General features: G+C 61.3%; 19 protein-coding genes and 1 tRNA gene. 10 read left to right on the top strand and 10 right to left on the bottom strand.

Annotated features, from left to right (window positions below; genetic code table 11):
- Positions 1-67 precede the first annotated feature (67 nt).
- From BSZ35_RS03280 to BSZ35_RS03265, 4 genes are all read left to right on the top strand, one after another.
- Complete coding sequence (locus BSZ35_RS03280) at positions 68-784, top strand: 5'-methylthioadenosine/adenosylhomocysteine nucleosidase (RefSeq protein WP_105011114.1); 717 nt, start codon at positions 68-70, stop codon at positions 782-784.
- A gap of 130 nt (positions 785-914) precedes the next feature.
- Positions 915-1,478, top strand: a complete 564-nt coding sequence (locus BSZ35_RS03275) for a J domain-containing protein (RefSeq protein WP_105011113.1) — start codon at positions 915-917, stop codon at positions 1,476-1,478.
- 120 nt (positions 1,479-1,598) lie between these two features.
- Positions 1,599-3,233 carry a M1 family metallopeptidase gene (locus BSZ35_RS03270; RefSeq protein ID WP_105011112.1) on the top strand — a complete coding sequence of 545 codons (1,635 nt, stop codon included), beginning with the start codon at positions 1,599-1,601 and terminating at the stop codon, positions 3,231-3,233.
- A gap of 70 nt (positions 3,234-3,303) precedes the next feature.
- The gene (locus BSZ35_RS03265) at positions 3,304-5,028 is read left to right on the top strand and encodes an FAD-dependent oxidoreductase (protein ID WP_105011111.1); all 1,725 of its coding nucleotides are present in this window, start codon (positions 3,304-3,306) and stop codon (positions 5,026-5,028) included.
- A gap of 127 nt (positions 5,029-5,155) precedes the next feature.
- Here the strand turns inward: BSZ35_RS03265 and lpdA are convergent, their stop codons facing one another.
- From lpdA to BSZ35_RS19700, 4 genes are all read right to left on the bottom strand, one after another.
- Positions 5,156-6,574, bottom strand: coding sequence for a dihydrolipoyl dehydrogenase (lpdA, locus tag BSZ35_RS03260; RefSeq protein ID WP_105011110.1), 1,419 nt, complete (start codon positions 6,572-6,574; stop codon positions 5,156-5,158).
- A 127-nt stretch (positions 6,575-6,701) separates the two neighbouring features.
- The gene (locus BSZ35_RS03255) at positions 6,702-7,955 is read right to left on the bottom strand and encodes a peptidoglycan DD-metalloendopeptidase family protein (RefSeq protein ID WP_105011109.1); all 1,254 of its coding nucleotides are present in this window, start codon (positions 7,953-7,955) and stop codon (positions 6,702-6,704) included.
- A gap of 33 nt (positions 7,956-7,988) precedes the next feature.
- Positions 7,989-8,777, bottom strand: a complete 789-nt coding sequence (locus BSZ35_RS03250; protein WP_258096050.1) for a DUF4292 domain-containing protein — start codon at positions 8,775-8,777, stop codon at positions 7,989-7,991.
- Positions 8,778-8,830: 53 nt separating this feature from the next.
- Positions 8,831-10,585, bottom strand: a complete 1,755-nt coding sequence (locus BSZ35_RS19700) for a tetratricopeptide repeat protein (RefSeq protein WP_105011108.1) — start codon at positions 10,583-10,585, stop codon at positions 8,831-8,833.
- A 315-nt stretch (positions 10,586-10,900) separates the two neighbouring features.
- Here BSZ35_RS19700 and BSZ35_RS03240 point away from each other — a divergent pair, with 315 nt between their 5' ends.
- Together BSZ35_RS03240 and BSZ35_RS03235 are read left to right on the top strand one after the other, a co-directional pair.
- Positions 10,901-12,862, top strand: a complete 1,962-nt coding sequence (locus BSZ35_RS03240) for a CBS domain-containing protein (protein WP_105011107.1) — start codon at positions 10,901-10,903, stop codon at positions 12,860-12,862.
- 159 nt (positions 12,863-13,021) lie between these two features.
- Positions 13,022-13,270 (top strand): ferredoxin, encoded by a 249-nt coding sequence (locus BSZ35_RS03235; RefSeq protein WP_105011106.1) that lies wholly within the window; start codon positions 13,022-13,024, stop codon positions 13,268-13,270.
- A 216-nt stretch (positions 13,271-13,486) separates the two neighbouring features.
- Here the strand turns inward: BSZ35_RS03235 and BSZ35_RS03230 are convergent, their stop codons facing one another.
- Both BSZ35_RS03230 and thyA read right to left on the bottom strand, forming a co-directional pair.
- Positions 13,487-13,942: a YkvA family protein gene (locus BSZ35_RS03230; protein ID WP_105011105.1), complete on the bottom strand. Its 456-nt coding sequence runs from the start codon at positions 13,940-13,942 to the stop codon at positions 13,487-13,489.
- Between the two features lie 77 nt (positions 13,943-14,019).
- Complete coding sequence (gene thyA / locus BSZ35_RS03225; RefSeq protein ID WP_105011104.1) at positions 14,020-14,910, bottom strand: thymidylate synthase; 891 nt, start codon at positions 14,908-14,910, stop codon at positions 14,020-14,022.
- Between the two features lie 504 nt (positions 14,911-15,414).
- On the opposite strand from thyA, the gene BSZ35_RS03220 reads away from it, so the two are divergent.
- Together BSZ35_RS03220 and BSZ35_RS03215 are read left to right on the top strand one after the other, a co-directional pair.
- Entirely contained in the window at positions 15,415-15,702 is a 288-nt protein-coding gene (locus tag BSZ35_RS03220) for a hypothetical protein (protein ID WP_105011103.1), read from the top strand.
- Between the two features lie 92 nt (positions 15,703-15,794).
- Positions 15,795-15,868, top strand: a tRNA-Arg gene (locus BSZ35_RS03215).
- A gap of 29 nt (positions 15,869-15,897) precedes the next feature.
- Here BSZ35_RS03215 and BSZ35_RS03210 read toward each other — a convergent pair.
- From BSZ35_RS03210 to BSZ35_RS03200, 3 genes are all read right to left on the bottom strand, one after another.
- Positions 15,898-16,347, bottom strand: a complete 450-nt coding sequence (locus BSZ35_RS03210) for a hypothetical protein (RefSeq protein ID WP_105011102.1) — start codon at positions 16,345-16,347, stop codon at positions 15,898-15,900.
- A 125-nt stretch (positions 16,348-16,472) separates the two neighbouring features.
- On the bottom strand, positions 16,473-17,222 hold the full coding sequence (locus BSZ35_RS03205; protein WP_105011101.1) for a 3'-5' exonuclease: 750 nt from the start codon (positions 17,220-17,222) through the stop codon (positions 16,473-16,475).
- 50 nt (positions 17,223-17,272) lie between these two features.
- Positions 17,273-18,217 carry a universal stress protein gene (locus BSZ35_RS03200; RefSeq protein ID WP_105011100.1) on the bottom strand — a complete coding sequence of 315 codons (945 nt, stop codon included), beginning with the start codon at positions 18,215-18,217 and terminating at the stop codon, positions 17,273-17,275.
- A gap of 331 nt (positions 18,218-18,548) precedes the next feature.
- Between BSZ35_RS03200 and BSZ35_RS03195 the strand changes: the two genes are divergently transcribed.
- Together BSZ35_RS03195 and BSZ35_RS03190 are read left to right on the top strand one after the other, a co-directional pair.
- Positions 18,549-19,397, top strand: a complete 849-nt coding sequence (locus BSZ35_RS03195) for a DNA-binding protein (RefSeq protein ID WP_105011099.1) — start codon at positions 18,549-18,551, stop codon at positions 19,395-19,397.
- Positions 19,398-19,464: 67 nt separating this feature from the next.
- Positions 19,465-20,415: an L-lactate dehydrogenase gene (locus tag BSZ35_RS03190; protein ID WP_105011098.1), complete on the top strand. Its 951-nt coding sequence runs from the start codon at positions 19,465-19,467 to the stop codon at positions 20,413-20,415.
- A 601-nt stretch (positions 20,416-21,016) separates the two neighbouring features.
- Here BSZ35_RS03190 and BSZ35_RS03185 read toward each other — a convergent pair.
- Positions 21,017-21,793: an HNH endonuclease gene (locus BSZ35_RS03185; protein ID WP_146109982.1), complete on the bottom strand. Its 777-nt coding sequence runs from the start codon at positions 21,791-21,793 to the stop codon at positions 21,017-21,019.
- Between the last annotated feature and the right edge of the window lie 414 nt (positions 21,794-22,207).

Genomic DNA, 22,207 nt, shown 5'->3' with positions numbered 1-22,207 from the left:
CATTTTGGTGCACGCTGCCTTTTGATAGGAGCAGTACTCGCGGTCTTTCCCCAACGGCCCCCGCACGATGGCACTTGCAATCATGTCCGCGATGGCGGAAGAGATTGAGCACTATCTAGATGCCTGTACGGTAGTAGGGAGTCGCGAACAGGCCGGACGTACTCTCCATAAGGCCCGGTATCACGGGCACGATCTCGTTTTGGTGAAGGGCGGGGTCGGCAAGGTCAACGCGGCGATGTGCACGCAGCTGCTCATTGATGTCTTCGATGTCGGCGCGGTGATCTGTACGGGGGCGGCGGGGGCACTTCACGATGGACTCGATATTGGGGATGTGATTGTGGCTAAGGATTGCGTGCAACATGACGTGACGGTGGAATTTTTGGGCCTGCCGCGAGGACAGATCCCGTTCTCCAACCTGCGGTTTTTCTCCGCGGCGGAGCAACTGGTCGCGCGTGCCATGGAGGTGGACCTGGCTGAGCATTCGATTCGGAGGGGACGAGTCTGCACCGGCGATGCCTTTATTCAGGAGGAAACGCTCCGGGCGCAGATTCAGGAGGAGCTCGACGGCGACTGCGTCGAGATGGAGGGGGCGGCGGTCGGGCAGGTTTGCACCCTTAACGACGTGCCGTTTCTACTCGTGCGCGCCATTTCCGACCGTGCCGACGGGTCGTCGGACATCGATTTTCAGGCGTTTCTGCACGAGGCGGCGCGATCCTCGGCCCAAATTGTCCTGCACCTGCTGGAGGCCCTGGATCCGGAGGCGTCACTACGGGCGCCAGCGTAGAGCGAGGCGGAAAAGTGTGAGGGCAGGGATATGAATTCGATCCGGCGTGCAACAGTCGTCCGGCCGGTGGATTTTAATAACAGTCTGGGAGCCTTCTCCACCGACTCCACCACGCACCTGCATTTCGGCCATGATGGACTGCTACGCCGTTCTTGGGGTCCGTCAAGATGCCAGTCAGGAAGAGATTAAGGAGGCGTTTCGGGAGCGGGCCCTCGAATGTCATCCGGATCGGGCGGCGGAGGGGAAAGAAGACGCTGCAAAGGAGGAATTCCAGCGGGTCCGAAAAGCCTTTGAACTCCTGAGCGATCCGCAGAGGCGGGCAAAATATGACGCCTCCGACGAAGAAACGGATGTCGCCGACACGGTGGACGAGGTACACGTGCGCCGGCGGTCCTACAAAGAGGAATGGCGACGACGTTCCAAGGAGGAGCCCCGCACCATTTCTGTCAGTCAGGCGATTCTGGACAAGGTGGGCGGCCTCTCGGCCGATTACGAGACCATCCATGGACGAACCTCGGTCACCGTCCCGCTTTGCAGTGGATTGGGGGCCTTGTTTTTTCTGATAGAGCCCGGGGCCATCTACGCAACGGACGTTTTCTTGGTCGATCTGTTGCTCTGCACGGCTCTCGGTGGCGTCTACGGTTTTGTCCTCGGATACGCCTGGGGCTACGCCGATCTGTTCCTTCGCGGGTAGCAGTCTTCCGGACAGGCTCGTACCCACGCGTCTGGCCGCGAGAGTCCCTGCCGGGACAACAAGCGCTAGGAACGGAGGTACAAGAGGCGTTCGCTACCCGTTCGATCCTCTTTCGTCTACATGCACCCCGATCGGTTCACGTGGTTCTTTCTCTTCCTCTCGTTCGTCCTTGCGACTGGCTGCCAGACGGCCCCCGCACAAGACTCGGGCGGGCGGCTCCTTCCTGAACAGGCCGCCTACGACGTGACGCACTACGACTTGGCCCTCACTGTGCACCCGGACCGACAGTCGGTTGACGGTCGACTGACGGTACAAGCCGACGTCACTGATTCGCTTGGGGTCTTTGTCTTGAATCTCGACCGCCGGCTGTCGGTGACGGACATTTGGCAGGGGGAGGACCAGCGGTCACGATCGTTTCGGCGCAAGAACGACGAGAACGAGTTGTGGATCGATCTCCCGGGGCTGAAGACCGCCGGGGATCGGGTGTCGCTCACGGTCGCGTACGAAGGGACGCCCCGCGTGGCTCCCAATCCGCCGTGGCAGGGCGGGCTTACCTGGGCCGAGACTCCGAACGGGGATCCGTGGATTGCCACTTCGGGGCAGACGGCGGGAGCCGATTTGTGGTGGCCGGTGAAGGATCACCCCTCTGATGAGCCGGATTCGATGGACTTGGCCTTTACGGTCCCCGACACCCTCGTCGCTGCGTCGAACGGGGTGCTGCGGGACGTCACGCGCGCCTCCGACAGCACGAAGACGTACCGCTGGCACGTGTCGACGTCCATCAATACCTACGCGGTCACGATGAACGTGGCGCCCTACGAGACGGTCGACACTACGTATGCCAGCACTGCGGGCACACCGATTCCGGTCTCTTTCTACGCCCTGCCGGGGGATACGGCCCAGGCGCAGGCCAATCTGCCGCATTTTCTGGATCATCTCCGATTTTTGGAGGAGACCCTTGGGGCGTACCCGTTCCGGACCGATAAGTACGGCATTGCACAGACGCCCTTCTTGGGGATGGAGCACCAGACCCTCATTGCCTATGGGAATGACTTCAATCGGTCGGGGGGACTCGGGTACGACGCTGGGTTCGATGCGCTACACTTCCATGAACTGGCGCACGAGTGGTACGGCAACTGCCTGACGGTGCGCGACTGGAAAGATTTTTGGATCCACGAGGGCACGGCGACCTACCTGGAGGCCCTCTACGCCGAGTCGTTGCGGGGCCCGGAGGCTTACCACGAGGTCATCGACTATTTCCGCCGTCAGGTGGCCAATCGTGCACCCATCGCTCGCACAGAGCCGACCTCTGCTCAAAGCATCTATGGGCGCGACGTGTACTACAAAGGCGCCCTCGTTCTCCACACGCTCCGTTCCAGGATCGGCAAGGACGCCGTCGAAACGGTACTTCGCCAATTCATTGCACCGGACTCGACCGCGGGGCAGGCGTGTCGGCACGTGGACACCGACGAGTTTCTTCGGAGGGCCGAATCGGTTGCCGGGCGGGAGCTCGACGCGTTTGCGGAGACGTACCTCTATCAGGCTGACCTCCCACGGCTGGATTCAACTCGCACGGAGGGGCAGCTTACGCTTCGGTGGGCGAATTCGGCCGAACGGTTTGAGGTGCCGGTTCCCGTTCGGGTGGCGGGGGAGAAACAAACCGTCTCGATGACCGGCGGGGAGGGACGCCTTGACGTATCGCCGCAGGCAGAAATTCGAATCGATCCGAAGGGATGGGTGCTGAAGGCGCGGTGACCCGACCGATCCGAGACGGCAACCACGGCTCTTTCGACGACATTTTCGTATTCAACAGATAGCACAAACGATGGAACGGCGTCGGTTTTTGCAGCTGCTCGGAATGGGAGCCTCTCTATCGGGGATGGGAGGACTGCGTGGGATCGACAATCTGGAGTATGTGGTCGATTCGCTTTCGCGAGGAGAGATTCAGGCCGACATCGGCATCATCGGCGGCGGCGTTGGAGGATGTGCGGCCGCCCTTGCTGCCGTTCGGAACGGGCACCGGGTCGTGATGACGGAACAAACGGAGTGGATTGGAGGGCAGTTGTCGCAGCAAGGCGTTCCTCCCGATGAGCACCCGTGGATTGAGCAGTTCGGGGCCACCGAATCGTACCGCGAATACCGTCGCGCGGTCAGGGACTACTATCGTCGCTCATACAACCTCAACGCGGAGGCGCACGGAACACGGCACTTCAATCCCGGCAGTTGTGCGGTCTCGCGCATCTGTCACGAGCCGCGAATCTCGCTGGCCGTGCTGCGGTCCATGCTGCAGCCGTACGTCAGCAGCGGCCTGCTAACCATCGTGACGAATCATGTGCCGGTGTCCGCCTCTGTCACTGGCGATCGGGTGGAGTCGGTCACGGTTCAGGATACGAGGACGGAGGCGGACGTAGACATAACGGCTGACTTCTTTCTGGATGCGACGGAGTTGGGAGATGTGTTGCCCCTGACGGACACGGCGTACGTCACGGGGGCGGAATCGGTACACCAAACCGGAGAGCCCCACGCGCCCGACGAACCAGATCCTGAGAGTTTTCAGGCCCTGACCTGGTGCTTCGCGGTCGACTATGTTGAGGGCAAGCGGCGTACCATCGAAAAGCCGGACATGTACGATTTCTGGCGCTCGTACGAGCCCGACCTGGACCCGTCGTGGCCAGGACGGTTGTTGGACTTCACCTACACGAATCCGAGAACGTTGGAGCCGACGACTGCGGGCTTCAACCCGGCAGGAGAAAGCGAGGGCTTCAACTTTTGGAAGTACAGGCGCCTCATCGATCCCTCCAACTTTGAGGGGGCCGGGTACGAGGGCGGCATCTCCCTCGTCAATTGGCCGCAAAATGACTACTGGTTGGGGAATATCCTGGAGGTGGACGAAGAGGAAAGAAAGCAGAATCTACACGAGGCACAGCAGTTGAGTCGGTCGCTGCTCTACTGGCTGCAGACAGAGGCCCCCCGTCCGGATGGGGGCGTGGGGTGGCCCGAGTTGCGTCTGCGTGGAGACGTCATGGGAGGGACCGACCATGGCCTGGCGAAGTACCCGTACGTTCGCGAGGCACGCCGAATCAAGGCCGAATTTACAGTGACAGAGCGGCACGTGGGGGCGGAGGCGAGGATGGACATCACTGGAGAGGGGACCGAGGACGTAACGGCCGCCGAGTTTGAGGACTCGGTTGGGGTGGGGGCATATCGAATCGACCTGCATCCGTCAACCGGCGGGCGAAATTACGTCGACTTCAGCTCTCTTCCGTTCCAGATTCCGCTGGGCTCCCTCATTCCGGTAAAGACGAAGAACCTGATCCCAGCCTGCAAAAACATTGGGGTCACCCACATCGCAAATGGCTGCTATCGCCTCCATCCGGTGGAGTGGAATATCGGAGAGTCTGCAGGGCTGCTTGCGTCGTTTTGCATCGAGGAGGAGAGACGGCTAAAAGAGGTGCGGGAGCGAGAAGCGGTATTGGATCAGTTTCAGCAGTTTCTAACAGGGCAAGGGGTGGAGATCGAATGGCCCCAGCCCATGCGGACGAGTCTCTGATGAGCGCGGTCGTTTGCTCGGTTCTGCAGTGGGGATGTACCCGCACCATTCTTTTGGAATCCCACAAAAAGAAAACGGCGCCGCTCCGATTACGGAACGGCGCCGTGAAAGAGAAGCAGAACAGAGCTTAGATATTAATCGGCTGGCCGTAAGCGGAGCGGGTGGCCTCCATCACCGCCTCCGAGAGCGTCGGGTGCGGGTGCATGGACTCCATAATCTCGTGGCCCGTCGTTTCCAGCTTGCGCGAGGCCACGACCTCCGCGATCAGCTCCGTGGCGTCGTTGCCAATGATGTGGCAGCCCAGGAATTCGCCGTACTTGTCGTCGTAGATGGTCTTGACGAAGCCGTCCTGGTGACCCAGCGCGGCGGCCTTGCCGTTGGCCTTGAACGGGAATTTGCCAACCTTCACGTCGTAGCCTTCCTCCTTCGCCTCCTCTTCGGTATAGCCCACGGACGCGATCTGCGGCTGGCAGTAGGTGCAGGCCGGGATGTCGTTCTTGTCGATCGGCCGCACGTCGTGACCCGCAATGTTCTCGATGCAGAGGATGCCTTCGTGGCTGGCCTTGTGCGCGAGCCAGGGGGCGCCCGTCACGTCGCCGATGGCGTACACGCCATCCACGTTGGTTCGGTAGTAGTCGTCCACCACGATGTCGTTGCCGTCTGTCTCGACACCCACCTCTTCGAGGCCGAGGTTTTCGACATTGCCCACGACGCCCACGGCAGAAAGGACCTGGTCGCATTCGAGGTGTTCGGTGCCGTCGCCCGTATCGACCTCCACTTCGAGCGGCGATCCGCTGTCGTCGACGCCCTGTACGCCGGCCCCCGTCATCACGTCAATGCCCATTCGCTTGTAGGCTTTCGTCAGCTCTTTGGACACGTCCTTGTCCTCGTTCGGCACGATGCGGTCCATCACCTCGATGATCGTCACGTCTGTGCCCATGTGGTGGTAGAAGTAGGCAAACTCGACGCCGATGGCGCCGGCACCGACGATCACCATCGAGTCGGGCTGCTCGGTTTGGAGCATCGCCTCCGTGGAGCTAATTACGTTCTCGCCGTCGATGGGGAGGAAGGGGAGCTCGTTCGGGCGTGCGCCGGTGGCCAGGATGATGTGGTCGGCCGTCACCGTTTGCTCCTCGCCGATCTCCTCCCCGTCCATGTTAACCGATGGTTCGATCTCGACGGTGCTGTCGTCGGCCAGCCGTCCGCGGCCGTACAGCACGTCGATGTCGTTTTTCTTCATCAGGAACTGCACGCCCTGATTCATCTGGTTGGCCGCGCCGCGGCTGCGCTCGATGACTTTCGGAAAGTTGGGAGAGACCGAGCCGTCCAGTTCCAGCCCGAAGTCGGACAGGTGGGAAGACTCCGCCATCACCTCGGCACTTTTGAGAAGGGCCTTCGTCGGAATGCAGCCGACGTTCAGGCACACACCCCCGAGCTTATCTTTCTCGACGATAGCAGTCTTCATGTCGAGCTGGGAGGCGCGCACTGCTGTTTCGTAGCCGCCGGGCCCGCTGCCGATGATGACACAGTCGTAATGGGTAGCCATGGGGGGAAGGGGTTGCGTACAGAGGAAGGGGTGAATCAACGCAAAATACGCTCCGTTCCCCGCCAATCCCAAATCCCCGGTCCCCACCGGCAGAAAGGTTTTTGTGAATCCGGATGAGTTGGGACCGCTACCGAGCGGTGAGCCAGGCCGTGGGGTCGACCGACGTACTCTGGCCCCGGTCGAAGACGGCGAAGAAGACGCCGGCCCCGCGCGGCTGCTCGTCGGTGCCGGCGAGCCCAATCACCTCGCCGGCCGCTACGTCGTCGCCCTGTTCGACGTATAGAGTGGAGAAGTTGCTGTAGACGGACAGGTACTCGCCATGCCGCACTACGAGATACGTCCCGTATCCCGGCACGAAGTCCACCCCGCTCACGGTGCCTTTGAATACGGAACGGACCTGCTCTTCCGGATTCGTGGCGATGAGAATGCCGGGATGATACGTTTCGGTGCCGTGTACCGGATCGACGCGGTTGCCGAAGCCCTCTGTGATTGCCCCCTTGGCAGGCCACGGCAGCTCCCCCTTGTTTTGCTTAAAGGAGGCGGATAAGTTGGCGGAGAGAGCGGCTTGTTCGGCTTGCTGCGCCTCCGGCTTCTGCTCCTGTCGCCGTTCTACCTTGGCGACGATCTGACGGATCTGCTCCTCTATCTGGCGGGCCTGGGCCTGCTTTTGCTGGATCTGTTCCTCCAGCTCCGAGCGGCGGGAGCGAAGTTGGGAAATCACCTGCTGCCGGTCGGCTTTGAGGGCCTCCAGGTTTTCGCGCTCCAGACGCGCGTTGGCGAGTAGCTCTTCCGTCTGGGCCTGCTTCTGTTTGAGCTTCTTGCGGGAGGCCCGCACCTGAGCCGCGGCTTGTTTTACGTCGGAGCGCTGGGCCTGCCGCTGCTGTGCAAAGCGCTGGAGGTAGCGGATGCGAACCAGCATTTGGTTGATGGAGCGGGAGGCAAGGATGAGGGCCAGGTCCGGAATGCGGTTGTACTTATAGGCGTGTACCACCCGTTTCCGGTACTCCTGCTGAAGGTCGTCGAGCCGGTCCTGCAGGTCCCGGAGCTTGTTGCGAAGGGTCGTTCGTTCTTGTTCGAGCTCGTCGAGCCGTTGCTGGTAGGTGGAGACCAGCTCTTCGCGGAGCGCAATCTCGCGCTGGAGGGATTCCAGCTTTTCCTGGGTGGCCTCTTCGGCTTTGGTCGTCTCTTGAAGGCGAGACTGGTCCTGCTGAATTTGCTGCTTCAGGTTTTGCAGGCGGTCTTCGGTGGAGGCACGACGGGCCTGCAGGTCTTCCTGGGCCTGAACGGGAAGTGTGAGGAGCATCCACGCCACGAACAGCAGGCCCCATCGGAGGCCCGAACGCGGGGCACTACTCCTATCGGAAGACCACGTCGGAGGCATCGGGAAAGCCGGTCGGTTGTACAGGCGTGCCGCTTAGCGGAGGGGGCGGCGGGGCACGTTTGGGGGAACGCCCAGGGTGAAGGACAAGCGCGACGGATTCAGTTGAATCTGCTTATAGTCGATTTGGGCCCTCAAGTTTTCCTGTGGGCGCTCGAAGATCACACGGCGGGGCAGCGTCAGCCCCTGCGTGGTGTGAAAGTTGGAAAATCGGCGCTTTTCGAGAATCGTGCCGTTTCCGTCCGTCCGCGTAAATCGGACGACGCGCCAGTGACGGGGATCCACCGTCCAGCGCCGGTGCTCCTCAGGGTCAGAGAGGTAGTAGCGCGTACTGTCGGCTGTTACGGTCCAGTCGGTGGGGCCGTCCGGAGACGCGAGGCCGAGCATGTTGTCGAACACCTCGTCGGAGGCAACGGGGGCCGGGAGAATCTGCTGCGCCTTTGCCACTGGCCCGACACGCAGGGTTTGCTTGCGGCTGTCGTAGAAGAAGACACTATCGGGGGTCAGCAGCATGCGGCCGCCTTCAAAGCCGAAGAGGCTGAACCGCATGAAGAGCGAGTCGGCCTTTTCTTGCCGGATCTGGGCGTTGAACGATCGGTTCTCCGAGGGGGTACGGACGGACACGCGGGCCTCGGCGGCGTACCGCTGGAGGGTATCGCTCGGTTGTTGCAGGCGCGTCCGAATCTGATCGGCGGAGTGATTGGGAAAGGCGGAGGGGAGAGCCGAAGGAGCCCGGGTAGAGGACGGACCGCTGCAGCCGAGCAGGCCCAGACTACATGCCAGTGCGAGAAGCAGGAGGGGGCGCGGCGGACGACGAGAGGGCACGAACAGGGGCAGTTCTAGCACGGAGGACAGGCGGGAGGATCGCGTTACGAACGTCAGCTCTGCGGACTCGAATCGAGTTTCCGTTTCACAGATTCACGGTCCGGGTCTCGTTCGAGCGCCTTGTGCCAATACGTACGAGCGTCCGACTCGTTGCCAAGGGCACGCTGGACATCGCCAAAATGCTCGTAAACGCGGGCGGAAGCCCCTCCTATTGAGAGGGCGCGCTCGAACGTGGATTCGGCCTGTGTGTAGTTTTTTCGCTTGAAATAAACCCACCCGAGCGTGTCAAGAACATCGGCCGTGGGCCCGGCGGTCTCCAGAGCGCGCTGAGCCAGCGCCAGCGCCCGGTCCAGTTGGGTGCCCTGTTGAGCGAGGCTATAGGCATAGTACCGAAGAGCCGTCGGGGAATTTGCATCCACGCGGAGGGCGGCATCGTAGGTTCGGTGGGCGTTCTGGATGTGCCCAAGGCGCTGCTGGGCGAGGCCGAGCCCGGAAAGGAGTTCGGCGCGTTCGGGGCCCGAGACGGAGGTCGTGTCCATTCGGTTTTGGGCTTCTCGAAAACGAGCCCGTGCGCTCTCGTACTCGCCAAGACGAAGGCGCGCAAACGCTTCGACTCGTGCAAGATCGTAGCGGCCGGGAAAGAGAAGTTGCCCCTCCTCGGCCAGGGCAGCAGCCTGACGGGCAGAGTCGGCCCGGAGGTGAGCCGTTGCTGCGCGGCGCCAGCGGGTCGGGTCGCGGGGGTTCTCGTCGATGGCCTTTTGGAAAAGAGGGGCCGCTGCTGCATATTTGCCTCGATCGAGATAGATGGTCCCGAGCAGGTCCAGCGCATCGACCTGAGTCGGAGCGGTGTCCAACGCTTGTTGCAGCAACTCGATTGCCGTCTGGGTCACGGTGCTGTCGGACGATTGGGCCTGGCTGTAGAGCGAGCGGGCCCGGGCCACGAGTTGGGACGGAGCGGTCGTTTCCGAGGCAACCGTTCCGACGGTCCGTGCCTTCTGCGGTTGGCCCGTTTCTGTGTACAGCATCTTCAGACGGCTAAGCAGACGCGGGTTGCTGGGGCGCTTTAGAAGCAGGGTCTCGAAGAGGGGGATTGCTTCCTCATATCGGTCCTGCCTGATGTAGAGTTGGCCCAGCATTTCGCGATAGCGGGGCGTGTTGTGGCGGAGGTCGACGAGAGCTTTCAGTGTTCGTTCCAGTCCGTCCTCATCGCCCACCTGTTGGTATAGCGACAGCATTTCGGCGTAGGCCTGCGGTTGTACGGAGGCCGAAGAGTCGACTAGTGTCTCATAGGTGCGCAAGGCCGCACGGGGAGCACCGGTGTTTGCCTGCAGACGAGCCAGGGACAGCCGGGCGGCCTGGTTGTTGGGAAAGCGGGAGAGAAGAGAGCGGTACGTTTCCTTGGCCTCCGCGGGGCGGTTGGCGTCTCGAAGGAGGTCGGCGAGCGCGTGGTAGTAGTAGGGCTCCTCTGGGGCGTACTCCTGCGCCTGCCGGGCGTAGTAGAGGGCGGACGTACGGTTATCGCGACCCGCTTCCGCCTCCGCTAGGGCGCTCAGGATGGCGGATTGGCGCGGGGACGCGTCCAAGGCTTTTTCGAAGAGCGAGATGGCCTGTTCGTAGTCCTGCAGGTACGACTGAGTAAGGCCACGCACGAACAGCGCCTTCGCGGTTCGATTTGAGATGGCTGACCGAGGCGGGCCCTCTTGAGCAGAAGCCGAAGAAGAGAGGAAAGGACCAAGGAGGAGAAGGAGTGTGAGGCATGCACAGAGGGAAAGAAGGGACTCCCACGGACGAACCTGATCGGAAATCATCCTGCAGCAAACCGGTCAAGAAACAGTTAAAGAACCAATCAATCTGAACGGTGGTGTCGATCGGGAGGTTTCTGTGCCGATCCTGCCGATCTGCTGGATTGGTTTACAGAAGTTTGATTATATTGCGTCCCGTTGTCCCCTTTTTTCGTGGGAGGTCCGTTGGCATGAAGGTCGCCAGCGTGCCATGACTGGGAACGGGAATCGATCTTCTTTCGACGAAGAGAGCCGGCAATCTTTATTCCGGGAAGAACGGAGGAAAGCGCTTCCTCCGCCTGGACTCCAACCGTTTTTTTGACTACAGCGCGATCGACTCTTATGGGTGAGCACAACGTACACCGAGATGCGGATCCGTCCGTTCTACGGGAGTTCACGAACCACTTGATTCAGGACGTGCGGGCCCTGGAATTGATGCTGCATGAGGACATGTTCGAGTCCGGCGTGCGGCGAATCGGGGCAGAACAAGAGCTCTTCATGGTGGACGAGCGGGGCGCCCCTGCACCCATCATCGAAGAGGTGCTGGAGCGCAACACCGACGAGCGAATCGTGACGGAGCTCACGAAGTTCAATATCGAGTTCAACATGGATCCCCTCCAGTACGGAGGCGACTGTTTCCAGGAAATGGAGCGGGCCACTGGGGAGCTCGTGGAGAAGGTTCGGGCGCTCACGCAGGAGGTGGGCGGCGACATTGCTATGACCGGCATCTTGCCCACGGCACACCTGTCGGATTTTGCGCTTGACTACATGACGCCGCGGCCCCGATACTACGCTCTGAATGATGCACTGGGCCGTTTGCGGGGCGGGCCCGGGCAGTACCAGATTCGAGGGATCGATGAGCTCTTCCTCAAGCATGATTCCATCATGCTGGAGGGGTGCAACACGAGTTTCCAGACCCACTTTCAGGTGTCGCCCGAGGAATTTCCCCGCTACTACAACATAGCGCAGGTCGTGGCGGCGCCGTGTCTGGCGGCGGGGACCAACTCGCCGCTTCTCTTCGGCAAGCGCCTCTGGCGAGAGACGCGCATTGCCCTCTTCCAGCAGGCTGTGGATACGCGGTCAAGCAACCTCTACCTCCGCGAGATGCGGCCCCGCGTGCACTTCGGGACCGACTGGGTGGACGAATCGGTGCTGGAAATCTTCAAGGAGGACATCTCACGGTTCCGTGTGCTGCTGACGACGGAGCTTAATGAGGAGCCCCTCAAAATGCTAGAGGAGGGGAAGGTCCCCAACCTCATGGCCCTTCAGCTCCACAATGGCACGGTGTACCGCTGGAATCGGGCGTGCTACGGCATTACCGACGGCAAGCCGCACCTGCGCATTGAAAACCGGGTGTTGCCGTCCGGCCCGACCGTCCTCGACGAAATTGCCAATGCCGTGTTCTGGTACGGCCTTGTGGCAGGCCTGGCCGACGAGTACAAGGACGTTTCCCGCGACATGGACTTCGATGATGCCCGTCACAACTTCATCGCGGCGGCCCGCAATGGCCTTGCCTCGCAATTTACGTGGCTCGACGGCTCGAAGCGGCCCGCCCACGAACTCATTCTCGATACGCTACTGCCCCGGGCGGAGTCGGGCCTGCGAAACTCCGACATCAGCGATGGCGACATCGATCGCTATCTGGGCATCATCCAGAAACGAGTAGAGACGCAGCAAACCGGCGCGCAGTGGCAGCTCGACTCGATGGCCCGGATGAAGAACGTCGGCTCGCGGGCCGAGCGGCTGGGGGCTCTGACTCGTGGTATGGTGGAGCGTCAGCGGGAGGGGGCTCCTGTGCACGAATGGTCCCTGGCGGCGCTGGAGGAAGGCTACACCCCGACGGGCATGAAAGACACGAACGTCGAAGACTACATGACGACGGAGCTCTTCACCGTTCATGAGGAGGAGTCGATCGAGTTTGTGGCGCGCCTCATGGATTGGCAACGCATCCGCCATGTGCTGGTGGAGGATGAGCGACATCGCCTCGTGGGGCTCATTAGCCACCGGACGCTCCTGCGTCATATGGCTGAGCGGACGGAGGTGCCGGAGGGGGGCGTTCCGGTGAAGGAGATTATGGTGGAGGATCCGATCTCGGTTTCGCCAGAGTTGCCCACTCGCGAGGCCGTCGAAATGATGCGCGAGCACCAAATTGGGGCACTTCCTGTGGTGCGAGAGGAGCGGCTCGTTGGAATTATCACCGAGCGCGACTTTATCCAGATTGCTGGCAACCTCCTCGATGATTCACTGGCACGGGAGGATCAGGAGCTTGAAGATCGTACGCTGGACCTGTCGGGGGAAGGGTGAAGGCGAGGCCGGTTCTGGTCGGGAGGGGCGGGGGCGACCGGCGGTTCCGGTTCGTAACGTCCGGGGGAAGGATGCACACGCCGGGAACGTGTTCGCCCTAGTGTCGTGGCAGATATCGATTTTCGCCGAATCACTCCTCAGTAAATCTTTCCTATACGCATGGACGACGAGTACCGAGAGCGCGAAATCAGTGGCATGACGGTGGGCATCGATCGGACCCTTTGCATTGGGTCGGGCAATTGCACCAACCTCGCCCCTGAGGTTTTCGTCATCGATCAGGAGAATATTGTCGACTTTCAGGACGAGACGCCGGACATTGACGCCGGTCGACTGGAGGAAGCGACGGCCATTTGCCCGGTGGATGCGTTAATCCTGACGGACGAGAACGGAGAGCAGATTGTCCCGTGAGTCACGCGTGGCACGTGAGGCGTGATTCGCGGGTCGTTCCGGGATCACGTTTCACGCGTCACTCTCCCCGTGACCGCCGGTACCAGGCAATGAGGGCTCCGGTAAGTAGTCCGGCGAGGAGGGCGAGCACCAGTTGGAGAGTCATGGCAATCTGTAGGCGCTTGTTATGACGGTTGCGACGGGGGGACGGCCAGCCGATTGGAGGGAGAGACGGACTCAGTCGGTGAGGGCCGTGGTCTTTTCCCAGTGACGGAAGCGGTCGAGTTCGTGTCGCACTCGCTGAACGACCGTCGAGATCACCGTCACGTCGTCCACAAAGCCGAGGGCCCCAAGGGCATCGGGGACCACGTCGACCGGGGTGACGAAGTAGATGAGTGCCCCAACGATCAGTAGCAGAGGCGTCCAGGAGATGCGTTGGTACGACTGGTCGACCCATCGAATGACAAGTCGCAGCATCGTCCTGAGGTCCCGCCACACCGCCGACAGCACGTCCGAGTGTGATAGCATTCGCTCGTAGGCATTCCGGATGAGGAGCACGATCCGGAAGCGGCGTTGCAGGACCCGAGAGGCAGCTTCGGTCAACACCGGAATGGGGTCAGGCGCCTCGTCGGGAAGGAGGGCGTCGTCCGAACGTTGAAGAGCATCCTCATCGGGCAACTCAGAAGGAGGCATGCGTGCGAAGGGGGATTGAATGGGGAACAGTACCGATCGCCAGCCGCCGCGCCGTTTGGCAAATGTCCGAAGCCGATCTACACGGCGATCGGGGCCTTGAGTGCCGGATGGTGTTCGTACCCGGCGATGTTCACATCGTCCGTTGTGTAGGCGTCGAGCGAGTCCTGCGGGCGGAGGCGAAGTGTGGGGCGTTCGTAGGGGGCGCGTGAAAGTTGCTCTTGGACCTGCTCCAGGTGGTTCTGGTAGATGTGACAGTCGCCGCCGTGGAAAATCAGTTCATGGGGGACGAGGCCGGTCTGCTGGGCCAGCATGTGAGTGAGCAGGGCATAGCTGGCAATGTTGAACGGAAGCCCGAGGAAGCTGTCCACCGACCGCTGTTGCCACATTAGGGAGAGCCGGCCTGGAGAATCAGGATCGCCCCCCTCCACAAAGCACTGAAAGGCGTAGTGGCAGGGCGGAAGGGCGGCGTCCTCGATTTGGGCCGGGTGCCAGGCACTGACGACGTGGCGACGGGAGTGCGGACGCTCGCGCAGTCCGTCGACGAGCTGCCGGATTTGATCCACGCGACGATCAGGACCTTCGAAGTCGCGCCACTGCTTCCCGTAGATGGGACCGAGGTCGCCCCATTTCTCTGCAAAGGCATCGTCTGTGGCAATGCGCTCCTCGAACGCATCCTGAGAGATCTCGGCCCCGGTCTGCTCACGATATCGCTGAAGGGGCCAGTCCGTCCAGATGGATACGCCGGCCTGTACGAGCGGCTGAATGTTGGTCTCGCCCCGCAGGAACCAGAGCAGCTCCTCCGTCACGCCCCGCATCCACACTCGTTTCGTGGTGAGAAGGGGAAATCCGTCCGTTAAGTCAAATCGGAGCTGGCGCCCAAACACGCGGAGCGTACCGGTGCCGGTGCGATCGGCGTGCTCGGTGCCGTGGTCGAGAATGTCCTGGAGGTAGTCGAGATAGATCCGCATGACGAGAACGCATAGTGCAAGGGGGAGCCACAGTGGTCCGGACAAAAATCCCTCCGTTCAACGGGGACGAAGACCCGTGCGGTGCAGGCATTGTTCGTTGAGAGGGGGGGAACGGACCGGTACAAGGATACAAAGCGAGCGCCGTAATCGCAGAACTCGTTCGGCGATTCGCAGGGACGGCGCTGGTAAATTTTTGTATTCTTCTGCGGAGAACGGGATGTTGATCTGCAAATGCTGCTGATACCGCATGTGCCGTTGAGGTCGGTGGAGTGGAGCCCGTTCCGTTTCGGGGCGTAGTTACGGGGCGTTCAGCATTGAGCCTGATGGGCGCATATGAGCGTCGGGGCGGCGGACCGCTACGGCATGCAGGGGCGACTCTGTCCCGATCTTCCGTTTCCTGCATGTGCTCGCCAAACGGTCTTGGAGAGGAACGTGCCGCCGAGCCGCTTCGTAGAGCGCAGACGACTGGTTCTTCTGTACTGATGTTGTCTCATCCCCCTCGACATGGCTGAACTCGATCCCGACATTCCTGAGAACAAGCATCTAAAACAGGCGATCAATCACCTGGAACGAGTGCTCGACTACGCCCCGATGGTGGCGGAAGACGGGGCGGCGACGGTTCACCTGACCCCGGAGGACTGGAAGGTGGTGGCCGATGCGTTGTTCAACATGGACACGCCGGACGGGGCTTTTCCCGATGCGATTGAAGACTACGGCCTCGCAAACCAAAACCGTACCATTACACTGACGACGGCCGACTACGACATCGAAATCGAGATTGTCTCCAGCTAGCGTTTTTCAAAGTTCACGGAGCGCCGTAGCGTACGCACGCCCCTGAGGGAATAGGACTTTTTCTCAGGGCAGCGCCCGGCGAGTAGACAGTTGCCCCTGTAGCTCAACCTGGAAAGAGCAGTGGCCTCCTAAGCCGCAGGTCCTGGTTCGAGTCCAGGCAGGGGTGCAGACACTGTACGGGAAAAGTCAATCGATTCAGTCGTTTCGCCGGCGCCAGTAGCGGTGAGTAAGGCCGCGTTCAATGTAGCGACGGTCCTTGTCCGAAAGGTTGTCGGAGTGGATGCGAGGGGCGGGTTTTTCTTCAACGCATCCATCGTCGTCCACGATCATGAGGCCGGCGTAGTCCGGGATGTCGTCCAGGTCCAGCAGGTTCGGCGGCGTAGCGAACCAGAAATAGTTCGGCAACGACATGAGTCGGTTGTCGGCCCGGCCCAGGCGCTTGTGCTTCGTGTCCTTGTCCGTGAAATCACGCTCGAAGTCGGTTACGGTGCACTTGATTTCAAACTCGTGCACGAGGCGGGCCTTTGTTACGCTTAAGAGGTCCGCTTTGCCAATCGTACAGGCGCCGCAATTGTCGATCGTGACCGGATGGCGTTTGTCCGAGCACCAGTCGTACAACTGATTCTGAATGATCGTCTCCGTCATGGAGGCAGGGTCATGAGTTCAGAGGGAGAGGGGCAGGGCGTACAGGCAAGAGGCGCGCGACGAAATACACACAAGCCCCATCGAGTGAGACAGGCACTTCGCCCATCGGAAGCAGGGGGGCGGGGTCAGCCTAGGGCGTCGTCAATGTGGGGGCGAATCTCGTCGATCGTTCGGTACATCCAGTCGAAATAGTCGGCGTGGTCGGACTGGAGCTGGCGGAGTGTTTTGCCGCTGTGCTTGCCGAAGCAGACGACGACCTGGTTCCCATCCTGCTTAAGTTTTCGCCCATCGTCGAGGTAGTCGCCACGGGCCAGATTCGCCAGCTCGGCCGGCGTTGCGTCGAGGTCATGCTCGGCCATCTGGTGTTGTAGGACGGCCCCAGCGGCCTCGACGTCGGCGTGAGCGTCGTGGGCGTTCTCCAGCGACCGACCCGTATAGCGCTCGTACAGAGCGGTGAGGGTGCGGGGACGAAGCACCTGTTCCAGTCGGTACGGATCGAGGACCACGCGGTCGGAGGGGCCGGGCAGAGACTGCCCCGCTCGCTCAAATTCGGCTTGAAGCAGCGGGAGGTCGTACGCAAGCGCATTGTAGCCCGCCAGGTCGGCGTCCTCCAGAAGGGGGACGAGGGAGGACGTGAGTGCGTCGAAGGTCGGGTGGCCCTGCACGTCGGCCGTGGTGATCCCGGTCAGCGACGTCACGTCCGAGGGGACGTCCTGTTGCGGGTCCACGAGCCGGTCGAGGCTGGCGTCGAGGGTGGCCCCGTCGTCGGCCGGTACGAAGCGCTGCAGGGCGATCTGGATCACGCGTGCCTCCTGCGGATCGGTACCGGTCGCTTCAAGGTCCAGGAAGACGAGGGGACGTTCGAGGTGGAGCATAGGGGGAGGATCATACGGAACGCGGGCGACGAGGTGCGTGCGGGGGCACGTTATTCCGATTCCTGCGTCTCGCTTTCCGGCAACAACGACTTGCCGAAGCTTTTAAGGGTGAAGACGGGGCACGGCGCGCGGCGTACCACCTTCTCGGCCACGCTCCCGATCAGGAAGCGGTCGAGCCCGGTGCGACCGTGCGTGGCCATCACGATGAGGTCCACCTCGTGCTCTTGCGCAAACTCAACGATGTCCCGCGCCGCGTAGCCCGCCAGCACGTGCACGTTCACCGGGTCGGTGCGCAGGTCGAGCCGCCCGGCCAGCGTTTCCAGGGCCTCCCGGGCACGGTCCTGCACATTGGGTAGGGAGGGCGTGAGGGGATCGAGGCCGTAAGCACTGGGATAGGCCGCCTCCTCGACCACGTGCAGAAGGTCGAGCGGAGCCGCGTAGGCGTCCGACAGGGCCGCGGCGTGATGCACTACCATATCCGACTGCTCCGAGAGGTCCACAGGGGCAAGCACGCGGGAGATTGTAGGCACGCTGCCCTCGTCCGCGGAGGGAAGCACCGTGAAGACGGGGCAGGGAGCCCCACGCACAACCTCCTCCGAGACGCTTCCGCTCAGCAGCCGGTCCATGCCCTTGCGGCCATGTGTTCCCATCACCACGAGGTCCATGTCCTTCTCGTCGGCGTAGTTGATGATGGCCTCCGAGGGAGAAGTGCTATCGGTTTGGGTGTACACTACGGGGACGGTGCCGCGCTCCTGAGTGGCCGTTTGGACCTCCACGTGTTGGGCCGCAGGTTCGTCCGCGTCGGTGTCGGCGGCCGGCTCCACAGGGAGGAAGTCCATGGGGTTGGATGTATCTCCTCCGTCCGGAGCCACGACGTTGAAGACGTGAATCGTGGCGTGGTACCGAAGAGCGAGGTGCGCGGCATGGGCGAATGCGCCTTCCGCCACGTCCGAGAAGTCGGTGGGGAAGAGGATGGTGTCGATATTCAGCGTCATGGAAACAGCCGTATTGCGCGTCGTGACATGAGAAGGGGGGGGATCCTGCCGGGGGGACAGGAAGGGACCGCCGACAGGAGACGATACAGAATAACGGGTACGAGGCAGAAGACAAAGGTGTCGCGTGAGAGATTTTGGAGCAGTTATCCCTAAGCCACACCTGTGCGTCGACCGGGGCCGGAGGGAATCCCGCCGGAGTTCTGTTTACGCCGTCCCGCAGTCCCTACGCCGTATTTTAACGAAGAGTTGCCGTGGAGGATGGACGAGGTCGGTCGGCTTCCTTACGTTATCGTTGCGCGCTGTGCCCGCTTTTTACGATTGCTTGGACCTTATGGCTACTTCCACTTCTTCTCGCCCGGACGTACCGCCCTCGACCCTTCCGGCTCCCCACCCCACTCACCCCGTTGCTCAGCGGCCCGTGCCGGATGCGTCGTCGGAATTTCGATGGACCTCGATTCCGGAGGCGGAGGCCTACCGGCTCCAGCTGGCCGAAACGGAGGCCTTCGAGTCGTTCTTCTACGACGAGGTCGTGGAGGCGCCCACCGACATTGCTCTCGACGAGGTGCTGCCCGAGGATGCAGGGGCAGTCGTATGGCGGGTGCGAGTGGAGGCCCCGCAGGCGCCCTGGAGTACCGCAGCCCACTTCACGTGGGGCGAGCCGGACGCATCGCAGGAGGCACAGTTTCTCGTTGACGCCCCGCCGGTGTCCATCTATCCGATCGAAGACGATGTGGTGGATGCGGAGGCTCCGGCCTTCACGTGGGAGGCGGTCCCGGAGGCCAGTGGGTATCGGCTCCAGGTGGCCCACGACGAGGCGTTCGCAGATCCGATCGTGGACCTGACAGTGGAGGCGACCTCGCTTACGATCTTCAACGAACTGCCCGAGGAGCGTGCGACCCTGCACTGGCGCGTCGCGGCCCTTTTTCCCAACGATACGGAGGGGCCCTGGAGTGACCCCGTGCGCTTTGCCACCGATCCCGACGCCGGGGCCGATACCGACCTCGCCCCGGAGGGGGACGTGCCGGAATCGGCGTCGGATTCGTCTTCCGCGGCGCGGTCGCCCGTGGCGGCGGGGCCGGCCCAGCACTCGCAAACGAGCAGCACTATGGCTCTCGTGTTCATTGGGGTTCTGCTGGTGAGCTTCCTCGTGACGATTCTCTTGATTATGATGTCTGGGTAAGGGAAAAGAGAGGATGCGCTACTACGTTCGTCTCCCATTCGTCACCATCTGAGTTGTCGCCCCCATTATGATTCAGCGTCGAACCGTAGGCATTGTCGGCACGGGGAATGTGGGCACGGCAGCCGCCTATGCGCTTTTCAACCAGGGCCTCGCCAGTGAAATTCTTCTCCATGACGTTGACGAGCGTCGGGCCGAGGGTGAGGCGATGGATTTGATGCACGGCCAACTGCTGGTAGGCCGGGTCACGTGCCGCGCGGTCGGCTATGAGGCGATGAGCGATGCGCAAGTGATCGTTCTCGCGGCGGGCAGCAGTCAGAAGTCGCCGGACGAGTCTCGGCTCGACCTGCTGGAGCGCAACGCCCGCATTTTCCAGGAGATCATTTCGGCGCTCGACGAGCAGGCCCCCGACGCCATTCTCGTTGTCGCCACGAATCCAGTGGATGTACTCACGGACCTCTCGCAGGAGATGAGTGAGCGGCCCAATGAGCGCATCATTGGAACGGGAACGCTCCTTGACACGGCGCGCTTCCGCGCATTGCTGGGGCAGCACTACGGCGTCGATCCGCGCTCCGTGCATGCCTACATCCTGGGCGAGCACGGCGATACGGAGGTGCCCATCTGGAGCAATGCGACCATTGGAGGACAGCCGATTCGGGGCCGGGACGTCTTGGGGGAACCCTGGAATTCGGATACGATGCAGTCGCTCTTTGAGCAGGCCCGCGACGCCGCCTACGAAATTATCGACCGGAAGGGCTATACCGACTCCGCCATTGGCGTCGTCATTGCCCGGATTGTCCGAGCCATCCTGGAGGATCAGCGGAACGTGCTTCCCGTGAGTGTGCGGCAGGAGGGAGCGTACGGCATCGAAGGCGTGTGCCTGAGCACGCCCTGTGTCGTGGGCATTGAAGGGGTGGAGCGACACGTGACCCCGGATCTCTCGACAGACGAGGAGGAGGCCCTACGGGCGTCGGCCGACGCGCTGCGGGAGAGTCGGGCCGGGCTCGACCTTCCGCTGTAAGCGACTGTTTTGATTCCAAACGGGGGGCGAGCAGACTGTCGACTGTGGCCGTCCAGTGGGCCCTTTTCTGGACGGCGTGGAGGGCACGAGCGCGGACGGCAGACCTCCCAATCGCAAAACGGTCAACACTCAAAGAAGCCACAGCCCGTCGTCGGTTGCAATGTGGGGGAGGCTGCATCTTCCTCTTCGAGAAGGGCACCGATTGCTTTTCCCTATTCTGGGGCCTTCTCGGTCGCCACCTCCCAAACGATTTCGTAGTCCACCAATCCGGTGTCCTGCGATGCGCGGCTTTCCGCCACAGATATCAGGCGTCCGGACGATCCTAAGATCGAGAGACGGTGGCGCCTTAGACAATCGGTATTGTCTCAACCGAGACGAGCAGAAGCAGTGGTCCAGCGCGTCATAACGATTTAGCTGAGGTGCGGAGGGCAGGAAACCGCCAATGAGAACGTCGTCCGACAAAATAACAACGTCGGAAGGAGTATCCATTTTTAGTCGTTGCCATTCCAAATCAGCGAAGTCGAAACTGCCTGAGGGACCTCGTTCGATGATGGCATCAGCCCTCCGTCACCTCTAGCGCAGGGTTATACTGAGGTCCCGGTCAGTCCTTTTGAGTCCTGCGTATCCACTTTGCCCAATCTGCCATTACAAGCTGGCCGTCGACATGGAGAGAGGTCGCATCGGAGGCTTCTAACCTCGTCTGTTCAACGCCAGGAGTAAGTCTTGACGTCTCTCCTAGTGATGCGTCCTCTTTCAGCAATTCGCGGGCCTTCTGTCGAAATAGGTTCGAAGCCCCGACAAGAGCGACCACGATGAATGAGAAGCTGTCAATGCTGACCAAATAGGTCTCACCAAGTCTGTAGTCGAACTCCTCAAGTTCAATCAGGCCACAGGTCATGTGAGAGGGAGGAATTTCCCCATTCTCTCCTTCAAACGGCACTGTGAGTCGGGCGAGGAGAAGAACTTCGGGAGGGATGCTTTCTTCGCCAATAATGTACCCGGAGTACTCCTGCAACCTGTCAACGTGCTTCTTTGCAGCCTTTCCCGCCCGAGCATTGTTGTAAAGCATCTTCAGAAGCCATCGGAGCAGATCATCGTACTCATACCGAAACTGAACCTGCTCCCCTGATCGCACAGTTCGTCCGTCGATAAAGGAGTCATACAGGCCGCAGAAGTACTGATCTAGCTCTGAAAGGACCCCGTTGTTGCAGGTCTCACAGACATCTTTTATCTGCAACGCAGAACCCGGGACGAATTTATCTGAGATTGCATTCGAGGAGTAGACTCGATCACCATCACGACGACTCTGGAGACAGTCGGGATACAGATGCTCTTTGGAGAGCTGTCCTTTCTTTCCACAGTAGGCGCAAGTCCTCATCGGTTCAAGGGTCGAGTGTAAAGCGCCTCAGTATAACTTATTCTTATGCCGATGCGTTCGGTGATACATCACGGACGCGTTCGGCATACGCCGGGACGGACCAGTGAGTATCCTCCGTCATCCCAACCGGTTATGGAAAATTAGAAGAGCAATATACTGATCTAGTCTGGATACTCCCGAATATGACGCGTTATGTAAACCGGCCGGACTCGGGTCTGTAGGATACCAGGAGCTTGTCGGAAGGGCAACGAGCGGATCCGCCGTCAGAGGTCCAGGTCGGCGGTTAGTCCGCAGGGGGAGCCCCGGATCTCAGGAGGACGGTCGCAGATGGAGGCGAAAGACCCTGTGGGGTGGACGTCCGGAGACGGAACGCCCGGCTGGCGTGAAACGTCTTCCGCTATGCAGAATTGAGGC

The sequence above is a fragment of the Salinibacter sp. 10B genome, assembly GCF_002954405.1.
Lineage (GTDB): Bacteria > Bacteroidota > Rhodothermia > Rhodothermales > Salinibacteraceae > Salinibacter.
The sequence above is the reverse complement of the archived record's forward strand: the minus strand, read 5'-3'. Positions and strand labels throughout refer to the sequence as shown.